At 62.6% G+C, this 12,503-nt stretch carries 8 protein-coding genes; 3 read left to right on the plus strand and 5 right to left on the minus strand.

What is annotated here, in order from left to right:
* The first annotated feature begins 322 nt into the window (after positions 1-322).
* The 3 genes from secA (at position 323) to ACT8X9_RS10705 (ending at position 5,774) form a co-directional block, all read left to right on the plus strand.
* Positions 323-3,160 (plus strand): preprotein translocase subunit SecA, encoded by a 2,838-nt coding sequence (gene secA, locus ACT8X9_RS10695; protein WP_444268969.1) that lies wholly within the window; start codon positions 323-325, stop codon positions 3,158-3,160.
* A gap of 71 nt (positions 3,161-3,231) precedes the next feature.
* A complete protein-coding gene (locus ACT8X9_RS10700; protein ID WP_444268970.1) occupies positions 3,232-4,452 on the plus strand; it encodes a M20 metallopeptidase family protein in 1,221 nt (406 codons plus the stop codon).
* A gap of 314 nt (positions 4,453-4,766) precedes the next feature.
* The gene (locus ACT8X9_RS10705) at positions 4,767-5,774 is read left to right on the plus strand and encodes a D-2-hydroxyacid dehydrogenase (RefSeq protein ID WP_444268971.1); all 1,008 of its coding nucleotides are present in this window, start codon (positions 4,767-4,769) and stop codon (positions 5,772-5,774) included.
* Between the two features lie 53 nt (positions 5,775-5,827).
* Here the strand turns inward: ACT8X9_RS10705 and ACT8X9_RS10710 are convergent, their stop codons facing one another.
* The 5 genes from ACT8X9_RS10710 to ACT8X9_RS10730 form a co-directional block, all read right to left on the minus strand.
* Entirely contained in the window at positions 5,828-7,198 is a 1,371-nt protein-coding gene (locus ACT8X9_RS10710) for a DUF1254 domain-containing protein (RefSeq protein ID WP_444268972.1), read from the minus strand.
* 24 nt (positions 7,199-7,222) lie between these two features.
* Entirely contained in the window at positions 7,223-9,262 is a 2,040-nt protein-coding gene (locus ACT8X9_RS10715) for a hypothetical protein (RefSeq protein ID WP_444268973.1), read from the minus strand.
* 130 nt (positions 9,263-9,392) lie between these two features.
* Positions 9,393-10,709, minus strand: a complete 1,317-nt coding sequence (locus ACT8X9_RS10720) for a sensor histidine kinase (RefSeq protein ID WP_444268974.1) — start codon at positions 10,707-10,709, stop codon at positions 9,393-9,395.
* 20 nt (positions 10,710-10,729) lie between these two features.
* A complete protein-coding gene (locus tag ACT8X9_RS10725) occupies positions 10,730-11,455 on the minus strand; it encodes a LytR/AlgR family response regulator transcription factor (protein ID WP_227619941.1) in 726 nt (241 codons plus the stop codon).
* 150 nt (positions 11,456-11,605) lie between these two features.
* Positions 11,606-12,503 (minus strand): LysR family transcriptional regulator (locus tag ACT8X9_RS10730; protein ID WP_444268975.1); only part of this gene is annotated, 898 nt, incomplete at its 5' end.

Consider the following 12,503-nt stretch of genomic DNA (forward strand, 5'->3'; position numbering starts at 1 on the left):
GGTAGTCGCCGACTTGAATATGCCGCTCTGAGAGTTCTCAGGGCGGTTTTCTTTTACCCAGAAAAGAAGGTGGCCAGTGCACCATGCGGTGCGCGGTGCGACAGACCTCGTCTGCTATTGCATCGAAAAAGGATGATCCCATGCTGCGGCTGGATAGAGCGAAGGAATTTACAGAAAATTCATTCAATAACCGGCTAAAATTCACGGTCGGGTTTGACGGGATGCCGCTTTTGGTGTATCATATATCTGTATGTGAATATTCGTTTTGAGGCTGAAAAAAGCCCGGACGTTTGCTATTTTAAAGAATCATGAGGTGTGACCAATGTCCTTAGCTGAAAAACTCTTTGGCAGCTTCTCTGACCGGGAGCTGAAAAAGATCAACCCCCTCACCAAACAGGTGCTGGCACTGGAAGGCAAGTATCAGGCTATGTCCGACGCCGAGCTGCAGGCCCAGACCCCCGCGCTGAAGCAGCAGCTGGCCGACGGCAAAACGCTGGACAATATCCTGCCCGACGCCTTCGCTGTCTGCCGCGAGGCCGCATGGCGCGTGCTGGGCATGAAGCACTTCCCGGTGCAGGTCACCGGCGGCATCGCCCTCCATCGGGGCGACATCGCCGAGATGCAGACCGGTGAAGGCAAGACCCTTGTGGCGACCCTGCCCGCCTACCTGAATGCGCTGACCGGCGAGGGCGTCCACATCGTTACCGTCAATGACTACCTCGCCAAGCGCGACAGCGAGTGGATGGGCAAGCTTTACCGCTGGCTGGGTCTGTCGGTCGGCCTGATCGTACAGGGCATGGATGGCGACGCCCGCCGTGGGGCCTACAACGCCGACATCACCTACGGAACCAACAATGAGTTCGGCTTCGACTACCTGCGCGACAATATGGTGACCTATAAGGACAACATGGTGCAGCGCGGCCATGTCTACGCCATCGTCGATGAGGTGGACTCCATCCTCATTGATGAGGCCCGCACCCCCCTGATCATCTCCGGCCGCGGTGAGGATTCCTCCAGCCTGTACACGCAGGTGGACCGCTTTGTCCGCACCCTGCGCAAGAGCGTCGTGGTCGAGCTGGAAGACAAGCTGGAGGCTGACGAGCAGGCCGACGGCGATTACGTCGTGGACGAGAAGCACAAGACCTGCACCCTGACCGCCAAGGGCATCAAGAAGGCGGAGGAATATTTCAAGGTCGAGAACCTCGCCGCTGCTGAGAATATGCCCCTCGCCCACCACATCGATCAGGCCATCAAGGCCTACGGCGTGATGCAGCGGGACATTGACTACGTCGTGAAGGATGGCGAAGTCATCATCGTCGATGAGTTCACGGGCCGCCTGATGATCGGCCGCCGGTACAACGAGGGCCTGCATCAGGCCATCGAGGCCAAGGAGGGCGTGAAGATCGCCGCTGAGAGCAAGACGCTGGCCACCATCACCTTCCAGAATTACTTCCGTATGTACAAGAAGCTGGCCGGTATGACCGGCACAGCCAAGACGGAGGCCACCGAGTTCACCGAAATTTATGGCCTGAACATCGTCACCGTCCCCACCAACCGTCCCAACGTCCGCAAGGACTACCCGGACGCCATCTACAAGACCATCAACGGCAAGTACAACGCGGTCATCCAGCAGGTCATGGAGTGCCATAAGAATGGTCAGCCTGTTCTGGTGGGTACGGTCAGCGTCGAGAAGAGCGAGACTCTCGCCAAGATGCTGCAGAAGTATACCCGCGACTTCAATGTGCTGAACGCCAAGAACCACGAGCGAGAGGCAGAGATCGTCGCACAGGCCGGCAAGAAGGGCGCGATCACCATCGCCACCAATATGGCAGGCCGTGGTACGGATATTATGCTGGGCGGCAACGCCGAGTATATGGCAAAGGCCCAGATGCGGAAAGAGCACTTCTGCGAGAAACTGCTGAACCCTGAAAAGCCCGAAGAGGCCCTGCCCGCCGCTGTGGAACAGCTGCTCATCGAGGCCGACGGCCACGGCGAGACCAGCGACGCCAACATTCTGGCGGTCCGCAAGCGTTTCGATGAGCTGTATGCCCAGTACAAGCCCCTGACTGAGGCGGAGGCCGAGGAGGTGCGTGCCGCAGGCGGTCTGTTCATCATTGGTACCGAGCGCCACGAGAGCCGCCGTATCGACAACCAGCTGCGCGGCCGTGCAGGCCGTCAGGGCGACCCCGGTGCATCCCGCTTCTACCTGAGCCTCGAGGACGACCTGATGCGCCTGTTCGGCGGCGACCGCGTGCAGAGCCTGATGGGCACGCTGGGCATCGACGAGGACACCCCCATCGAGAACCGGATGATCACCAGCACCATCGAGACGGCCCAGAAGAAACTCGAGGGTCGCAACTTCGAGATCCGCAAGAACGTCCTGAAGTACGACGACGTCATGAACCAGCAGCGTGAGATCATCTACGGCCAGCGCCACAAGGTGCTGAACGGCGAGGACATCAGCGCCGAGATGCACAATATGCTGAAGGAGAACATCGAGTCCAGCTGCAAGCAGTTCCTCGCAGGCGACGTGAAGGATGAGTGGGACTTCGGCGCACTCCGCCGCCACTATCTGGGCTGGCTGACCACCGACGAGGACTTCCACTACACCGTGGCCGATTACGACAACATCTCGCAGGAGAGCATCGCCGATATGCTGTATCAGCGCGGCATGGACATCCTGAACGACAAGGAGCAGCGCTACGGCGCACCTCTGATGCGGGAGCTGGAGCGTATCTGCCTGCTGAAGTGTGTAGACCGCCAGTGGATGGACCATATTGATAATATGGACCAGCTGCGTCAGGGCATCGCCCTGCGCGGCTACGGCCAGAAGGACCCCGTCGTCGAGTACCGCATCGAGGGCTTCGATATGTTCGACCAGATGGTCGATTCCATCCGGGAGTCCAGCATCAAGATGCTGCTGACCATCGAGGTGCGCGAGGCGGGCGCAGCCCCCAAGCGTGAGCAGGTGGCAAAGCCCACCGGAGAGGGCTATGTGCCTGGCAACGGTGCCCCCGGTGCCAAGGGCGCGCCCAAGGGCCAGCCTGTCCGGGTCATCAAGATCGGCCGCAATGACCCCTGCCCCTGTGGCAGCGGCCTGAAGTGGAAAAAGTGCACCTGCGCCAAGTACCACCCCGAAGGAAGCCACACGGAGGGCTGAATAAGACCATAGCAAGAAAGCTCTCCCTCGGGAGAGCTTTTTCTGAATCAAAAACAAAGGAGCGGATGAGTATGAATATCACACCGGAAGAGCTTCTGAAGGAGTCCCGCACGCTGGAACCGCAGCTGCAACAGTGGCGGCGGACCCTTCATCGTCACCCGGAGGTGGGCTTCGACCTGACCCAGACGAAGGCGCTGGTCAAGACGGCACTGACGGAGATGGGCTATGAGCCGAAGGACTGCGGCAGGGCCGGCGTCCTCGCGCTGGCGGGCGGAAAGAAGCCCGGCAGGACCATCCTGCTGCGTGCCGACATGGACGCGCTGCCCATCCCCGAGGAGTCGGGCGAGGAGTTCCGCTCGGAAGTGCCCGGCAAGATGCACGGCTGCGGCCACGATATGCACACGGCCATGCTGCTGGGTGCGGCAAAGCTGCTCAAGGCCCACGAGGACGAGCTGGAAGGCACGGTCAAGCTGGAATTCCAGCCCGCCGAGGAGATCTTCCAAGGCTCGCCGGATATGCTGGCCAACGGCCTGCTGGAGGACCCCCATGTGGACGCAGCGGTCATGTTCCACGTGCTGGCCGGGATGCCGCTGCCGACGGGCACGGTGCTGGTGCCGGGCGGCGGCATCACCATGGCCAGCTGTGAGCAGTACCACATCGTGGTCAGGGGCAAGGGCGGCCACGGCTCGACGCCGGAAAACTGCATCGACCCCATTACGGCTGCGGCCCACATCCACATCGCGCTGCAGGAGATCAACAGCCGCGAGCTGAAGCCCGGCGACGTCGGGGTGCTGACCACCGGCCGCTTCGAGGCGGGCGCAGCCTCCAACGTCATCCCGGACATGGCCCAGATGTGGGGCACCATCCGCACCACCGACCCGGAAAACAAGGTGGGCGAGCAGATCCGCACCCGGATGACCGAGATCGCGCAGGGTGTGGCAGCGGCATTCCGTTGCACGGCGGAGGTGTCCTTCGCCGACTTCTGCCCCTGCATGGTGGTGGACAAGGCCCTCGCCGGAAACGCGATGGCCTATATGACCGAGCTGCTGGGCCGGGGCGCAATGGATATGACCGCCCTCACCGGCGGCAAGCCCGGCGGCGGCAGCGAGGACTTTGCCTTTGTGAGCCACGAGGTGCCTACGGTGAGTATGTTCATCGCCGCAGGCAGCCCGGAACAGGGGTACTGCTACGGCCAGCATCACCCCAAGGTGAAGTTCGATGACAGCATCCTCTACGAAGGCTCTGCGGCCTTTTGCTGGTTCGCTCTGCGCTGGCTGAAGGATAAGTCCTGATACAAAGAGAAAGCCCTCTCGGCGGCGCCGAGAGGGCTTTCTCTGTTTCAATCGTTCTTTACGGCGATGAGCACGCGGATCTTTTTGCCCGCTGCGCAGCCGAGATCATCGTAGTGTATGATTCCTTTCCTGTGCTGCTTTGGTATCAGTATAGCAGATTTTTTCTGCTTTGGGGACAGCTTATCACATACTTCTTGGGATTTGGGGGATAAAATCCTAAGGAATTCTTAAGAATAAGGCGGGTCCCCCTCTTGCGGAGCAGGGTAGAAACGTGTATCCTTATAAAAGAACGATCAGGAAGTGAGGAGTTCCCTATGCATAAAAAAGTTTTGGTCTGTCTGCCCCTGAGCGACGCCCACCGCGCCGCGCTGGAGGCCTCTGTGCCGGAGTTTGAATTCCGCTTCAACGCGCTGGACGATGTCCACGCCGAAGACGTGCTCTGGGCCGATGTGGTGCTGGGCAACGCCCCGGTGTCGATGCTCTCTCAGAACAAGCACATCGAGTGGTTCCAGTCCAACTCCGCCGGCCCGGACCCCTACCTGAAGCCCGGCGTCCTGCCCGAGGACTGTGTAGTGACCAACGCCACCGGCGCATATGGTCTGGCCATCAGTGAGTGGATGCTGGCTATGTGGCTTGGCATCCAGAAGGATATGTTCCTCTACCGCGACCGCCAGAACCAGCGCAAATGGGCCCCCATCGACCGCCCTGTGAGGGGCATCACCGGGGCCCGGGTGCTCTGCGTCGGCATGGGTGACATCGGCTCCAACTTTGCCCGCCGCGCTCATATGCTGGGCGCTGAGGTGGTGGGCGTCCGCCGTACCGTTCACCCCGACACCCCCTGCCCGGACTACTGCCTGCGGGTGGTGGCCCAGAGCCAGCTGGATGAGGAGCTGCCCGAAGCCGACCTTATCGCCCTGAGCCTGCCCGGCACCGAGGAGACCTACCATATGTTCGACGCTGGGCGCTTTGCACGCTGCAAGGATGGGGCCATCCTCCTCAACGTAGGCCGCGGCACCACCGTGGACAGCGACGCCCTTGTGGACGCCCTGCGCAGCGGCAAGATCTTCGGCGTGGGCCTCGACGTCACCGACCCCGAGCCGCTGCCCGCCGACCACCCGCTGTGGGGTGAGCCGGGGGCCATCATCACCCCCCACAACTCCGGCAAGTTCAGTCTGCCCAAGACGCTGGACAACATCGTGGACATCTTCATCCATAACCTCAAACGCTACGCCGAGGGCCTGCCGCTGGACAATCAGGTCAGCCGCACCACCCGATATGCCGCCGACCAGAACGGCGGCCACCGCCTGCTGAGCACCCTGTAAAACGCGATAACGATGAAAACGCCATCTGCGCCGAGACGCAGATGGCGTTTTTGTTACTTCACGCGGATGACCGGTGGCGGGAAGCTGTCCAGCGCCGTCCAGTCGGGCTTGTAGATGCGGAGGAAGAGGTGGAACTTCTCGTCCGAGACGGGGAGCCAGTTGGTGGTATCCTCCGGCGCATCCTTGGAGAGGGTGACGTCGATGGAACCGTCCGGGTTCCGGTGGAGGCCGGAGCGGTCGTTCACGCAGTAGCGGCTGATGGGGTTATCGATGAGGAAGTTGTCCTCGCCGTAGGCCGTCACCGACCAGAATCCGGTGCCCACCGTGGGCGGCAGGGCGTCGAAGTGGAGGGTATAGGTCTTTTTGCCGGTGAGGTCGGCCCCGGTGCTGTCGGTGGAGGTGCGCGGGTAGATGGCGACGTCGGTGGTGTTGGCCCCAAGGCCCATCAGGGCCACCATGGTGCGGTAGTCGTAGGCCGTGCCGAAATCGCCGATGGGGTCGCCGTAGTAGGTCCACTGGCCCATCTGCCGGGCATAGCGTGCGGCCTGCGCCCGGAGGCTGCTCTTGAGCTGAAGGAGCATCCGCTTCCAGCGCAGCCCGCCGAGGGGGCCGAGGACGGAGGCGTCGAACCGCTCGCCCGGGCCGACGGAGAGGGCCGCGAGGCTGCGGAGAAGGGGCGCGTCCGCCTCGGCGGGCGGGTCGGTCTCCATCAGCCGGTTGGCGGTGTCGAAAAACTCCTGCGGCGTCATGGCGAGGACTTTTTCCACCGGGACGAAATCGTTTTCCGGGGAATAACTGCCCTCCGGCGCGGCGTCCGGCCCGGCGGGGTAGGCCGAGAGGGGCATCAGCTGCATCCGGCTCTGGAGCGCCGCCACGTTCGGCAGGTCGTCCGGCCCCGAGAGCATGATGCGGGCGATGGTCCAGACCGTCCGGGTGGGGACGTCGATGTGCCGGACGCCCTCGGGCAGGGTGCCCTCCCAGCCGGAATAGGCGATGGCGTAGGCCCCGGGCGCTTCCAGCACGGCGGCGGTGTTCGTCCATGCGTCCAGCACCTGCACGTTAAAGAAGCGGTCGGTCTCCGGCACGACGTAAATTTGCGGCTCGGCGCTGACGTCCAGCCATGCCTGCGTGTAGATGGTGTCCACATTGGGGCTGACGACGGTGCGGCTGGAAGCGTCCAGCAGCTTCCGGGCGTGGATGAACTGGTTGACGGGGGCGCGGTTGGCGGAGGGGGTCTTCGCGTTGGTGGAGACGGTCTTGGTGGCGTCCACGAGCACCAGCGGGAAGGCGTAGAGGTACGCTTCTTCCAGCAGGGTCTGGATCTCAGAAGCCGCATCGGCTTTCTGGGCCGGCAGAAGGGTGACGCCGCAGGCGGCGGCAGCGGCGGAAGAGAGCCTGAGAAAATCGCGTCGGGTCATTTTCATGGCAGGAGCCTCCTTTTTGCAGATTCAGCGGGCCAGTACCACCGAGAGGGTGACCTCCTTGGCGTCGGAGGAGAGGTCGAAGCTGCCGCCGTCCTGTGCGGGGACGCAGACGGTGTAGACCTTCTTCGCGCTGAAGCGGGCCGGGGCGTCGTCAAAGCGCCAGCCGGACACCTCGTGGTAGAGACTGTCCGTGCCGAGGGCAAAGAGCTTGTAGTCGGCGGGGTTCCCGGTCAGGCCGTTGATGCGGAAGGCAACGGTGGTCTGGGGATGGAGGTTGTCGAGGGTGACGGTGTGCAGCCAGCTTGCGGGGATGCCTGTGCCGCCTGCGGCATGGAAAGCGTCGGCAGAAAGCACCCGGCGGGAGGTCTTATCCAGATCGACCTTCCGGTAGGGCATCTCGGGCAGGAAGACGAAGCGGTCCTGCAGGCGGAGCAGTTCCTTGTAGCCGGTGGGGCAGTAGAGCTTGTTGCCGTCCCGGCCTGCATACATACCGATGGCCATGTTGTTGTAGCCGTAGAGGGAGGCGACGTCCACCGTGAGGACGGTCCTGCCGGTGTCGAAGTCCAGCACGATGTACTGCCACATACCGCTGTCCACATCCTGCACGAAGCCGTAGATATAGCCGGTGGCGGTGGAGAGCTTCATCATGGAGGTGTCGCTGAGGTCGTCGCGGCACCAAATGCTCTTCATGGCCCAGCCGTCGGCAGTGCGGACGGTGTCCACACGCTCGACACCGGGCATGATCATGCAGTTGCCCTTGAGCAGCCAGTTCCGGTCATAGATGTTCTCGTAGCTCTGGATGGAGGAATCGCTGTCGGGCTTTGCGAGGTTGGGGCTGCCTGCGCCGAACCAGTTGCAGACGATGGTGCTGACTCTGCCGTCGCCGTGGTCGTAGACGATGGCCGAGTTTTCGACGGAGACCGGCATATTGTCGGGCAGCTCGTCGATAACGGGATGGCTGGCCACGACCTCGCCGGTGCGGATGTCCACGGCCATGAGGCTGACGACCTCGAGGTTGTCGGTAAAGAAGACCAAATCTCTGCTCAGAGAGGGCGAGCAGCCGCCGCCCCACGCCAGACCGCCGCCGGTAGTGGCTGCGCCCTCGCGGCTGTCCTTTGCGCCCACGCTGTCGTAGGGGGTGCGCCAGACGACCTCTACGCCGCCGTTTGCCCGCAGCAGGTAGCAGGCGAGGTTCGTGAGGATGACTGCGCCCTCCCGGCAGGAGGCGATGCCGTTTTCGGCACCCTCGCCGGGGGCGGGGGCGTAGACGTGCACCTCGCGGCTGAGGTCGGCGGTGCCGCCTGCAAGGATGGTGTCGATGGCTGCACGGGAGATATAGCCCATCGCACCCTGCTGGCCGCGGCTGGGGTAGATGCGGAAGCCGCCGGTGACGAACCAGAGGTTGCCGTCGTAGTCAAAGACGATGGAGAGCAGATTCTGCTCAAGGCTGCGGCCCAGCACCCGCTCGGCAGCCTCCTTGATGTTGATGTCCAGCACCTTCTGGAAAACGGGCAGCGGCGTGCCGCTCTCGTCCGTGGCCCGCAGCATCAGGACGTGGTTGTGGCTGGTGGGGCAGACGATGAGGTTGCGCCCGTCCACGAAGGAATAGGAGCTTTGGATGAGGTAGCCGCCGCCGTCATGCTTTGCGGGGGAGAAAAAGCCGATGGTCCGTACCTCCTCTGCGTCGAGGTCGCGGATGGCCAGACCGCCGAGGAAGGGGCTGATGGGGTTGTCGAAGTTGTCGAAGAAGATGGCGGGGGAGGCATTGGGGTTCGTCTTTTCCATGGCCACATTGACCTCGGGGCAGATGCCTACGGGGAGGACGGCGTCGGTGGAGTCGGTGTTGTAGCAGTCGTGGTGGATGTTCGACTCGCTGCTGCCCATAAAGGGGTTCGCATCCACGCCCTTTGCCGTCAGGGGCTTCAAAGGCAGGGCGGTGTCTTCGCTGTGGAAAAGGCCGGCCAACAGGCTGTCGGACTTGGCCGCGCTGGCGGTGGGGGCCAGCGGACAGGACAGCAGAGCGAGAGCGGAAGCGCTGAGGAAGTTGCGTCGGGTCATTTTCATGGTGGAGTCCTCCTTTTTTATTCGGTCATGAAGTGCTTGGCGGGTATCATAAAGGCTCTCCCTCTGGGAGAGCTGTCACCGAAGGTGACTGAGAGGGCAAGGATGCGGAGGGAGAGGCTCTGACACAGGGTCAAAGATTCAGCAGGATATTCACTCGGAACAGGCCGTTTTCGGTCTCGACGGTCATGGAGCCGCCGTATTTGGCTGCGGTGGTCTGGATGGAGACGAGGCCGATGCCCATGCCGTCGTGCTTGGTGGAGTGGAGCGCGCCTTTCTGGCGCTTGAGTACGCCGTCGTACCGGTTTTCGACCAGCAGGCCCAGCATGGCGGGGCTGAGCATCCGGGCCATCACCTTCACCTGCCGTTGCTCGGGCGGGAGCTTCTGGCTGGCGTGGAAGGCGTTTTCCAGCAGGTTGCCCAGCATCATGCAGAGGTCGGCTTCCGGGACGGGCAGCTGGCGGGGCAGTTCCAGCCGCCATTCCACTGGCACGCCGAGCTGGCGGGCCTCATGGTCGTAGTGCCCGGCCAGCGCATCCACGGCGGGGTTGGCGCAGAGGGTGGGACGCTCCTCACTCAGCTCGGATTCGTACTGGCAGAGGTAGTTTTTCAGCTCCTCCAACTGTCCGGCCTCGGTCAGACCGGAGATGACGTGAAGGTGCTGGCGGAAATCGTGGCGCAGATGGCGCGTCTGCTCCATATAGGCCCGAAGCTCGGTGTAGCGGCGGGACTCCACAGCCAGAAGCTGGTTTTCCCGGTCCAGCTGGGCGCTGCGGGTGTACTCCCGGGCCACCTGATACATTTCATATAGCAGCAGGAAGATGCCCAGCAGCGAGATGGAGACGGCCAGCACGGAAATGATCATCAGCCGGTTGATGAGGATGACGCCCGGGTCCAGCGGCATACAGAACATGAGGAAGGCCGCGTAGATGGCGGGCAGCGGCCACGCCGACTGCCAGAAGGCTTCGCCCCGGTATTCCCGCAGCAGCCAGCGGCTCCACTGGACCGCGGTGAACCAGAAGAGGATGCAGAGCACCGCCGACAGCCCCAGCTTGAGCAGGGCGGTGGAGACAAGGCAGACCGGCGCGTCGTTGTCCACCTCGGCCCGGGCGTTGAGCACGATGGAGAGCAGATTGCAGACGGCGATCATGACGGTAGAGAGGGAGAAGAGAAAGGCCGTCTGCCCGGTCGAGACCGTCGACTCCACCCGCCAGAGCAGCAGCCAGAATGCCGTCAGGAAGATAGGCAGGAGCATCATATTGCTGTTCAGCTCAAGGACAGTGCAGAGAGCCGCCGCCGCAAGGTCGATGACGGTGACGAGGAAGGCGGTCAGCAGGGCAGTGCGGCGGGGCGCTTTCAGATGCTCCCACAGCGGGGCGAGGCAGAGGAACGCCCCCGGGTAGAGGATGGAGAGGTCCAGAAAATAGCGTCCGAATAAAGTGATGTCCAAGGCAGGGCCTCCTCTCGTCGTCAAAGCTCCCGCCGCATATGGCGGAACTGGTATTGTGTGAACTGGGCGAACAGGGTGTTTTTATCCTTCAGGCGCACCGGCAGGTGGGTGCCGTCCAGCATCTCGAAAGCGTCGCCGTCCAGCCGCAGCACCTTGTCCATGTTCAGGATGACGCCCCGGTTGCAGACGAGGAAATTTTCCTGCGCCCGCAGCAGCTGCTCCACCTGTGCGAAGGTGGAGACGGCCCGGCACTCGCCGTCATCGGTGACGACCCGGACATAGTGGTTCTGGGACATGGCGTACTGGATCTTCCGCAGTGGCAGCTGCACGGTCTGCCGTGCGATGCGGACGTCCAGCTCCGGCTCGGCCCGGAAGAGCACCCGCCGCAGCTCATCGGCCAGCTGAAAGAGCTTCTCTTCCCGGTAGGGCTTGAGCAGATAATCGAAGGGGTGGACGGGAAATGCATCCCACACATACTCCGGCGATGAGGTCACGAAGACCAGCGGCAGGTCCGGGTCGGTGCGGCGCAGGGTGCGGGCTGTGTCGATGCCGTTGGTGCCCTCCATGCAGATGTCCAGAAAAACGGCCTGATAGGCCCGGGAGGGGAACGCCTGCAAAAAGGCGTCGCCGCTCTCGAAGTGGTCACAGACCAGAATGTATCCATTGCCGAACGCCAGCCGGAGCAGACCTTCCAGCCGCTGGGCGTCGGGCAGGCGGTCTTCTACGACCGCGAATCGAAGCTCCATCCTCATATGCCTCCTTACGCTCCTATTATAACACACCCGCGCAGCCTTGAGGACAGTCATTCACGCAGGAAATGACCCCTTTCACGCAGGTTTGGCAGCAAAAAAGAGAGACCGGGCGGGCCGGTCTCTCTTTGGAAGAGGGGATGGGATTCAATGCCTGCTCATGGCGCAGACCATCCGGATGAACTCCCGCACCTGCGGCAGCTCACTTTCGCGCTTGCGGTAGAGCAGATAAGTAGAACGGGTGAGAGGGGTGCCGTCGGCGAAGAAGAGCGGCTCCGAGATGCCGTCGAAGTAGTTCAGGCAGATGGACGGCACGATGCTCCAGCCAAGACCGGCATTGACCATGGCCACGCAGGTGGACAGCCCATCCACATTCAGCTGGGCGTCCGGCTCCATCTTGTGCTCCATCAGCCAGCGGGCTTTCATGCTCATGTGCTCCGGGTTGGAGTCCCGGCCGATGTACCGCAGCTCGCGCAGGGGCACGCTGGCATTCTCCCGGCTGCGGATAAGGCAGACCGGCTCCCGCTCCAACAGGATCTTGCCCTCGTCCCAGTCGTATTCGCCCCGCACGATGGCGAGGTGGACGCTGCTGTCCTGCAGCGTCCGGAGACAGTCACGGCTGTGGTTGGTGGAGACTCTGAGGGTGACGTCCGGGTACTGGGCCGTGTAGGCCGCCAGAACCTGCGGCAGACGGTATTTGGAGTAGTCGATGGAGACCTCGATGCGCAGGGTGCCGCAGATGGTGTCCTTGCGCATCTGCAGCTGCTCTCGCAAGGTGTTGAGATCCCGGGCGGTGCGCTGGATGACCTCCCGTGCGGCCTCCCCGGCGGGGGTCAGGGTGACGCCCTGTTTGCTGCGCAGGAAAAGCGCTGCCCCCAGATCTGCCTCCATGTTCTGGAGCCGCTTGCTCAGGGTGGGCTGGGAGAGGTAGAGCTTTTCTGCGGTGCGGGTCAGGTTGCCGGTGTCGGCCAGCGTCAGGAAGATCAGCAGGTCTTTTTCGTCCATGGGATGTCTCGTCCTTTTCGTGGTATTTCTTTCAGTATAC

The sequence above is a fragment of the Faecalibacterium sp. genome, from assembly GCF_052358865.1.
Classification (GTDB): Bacteria; Bacillota; Clostridia; order Oscillospirales; family Ruminococcaceae; genus Faecalibacterium; species Faecalibacterium butyricigenerans.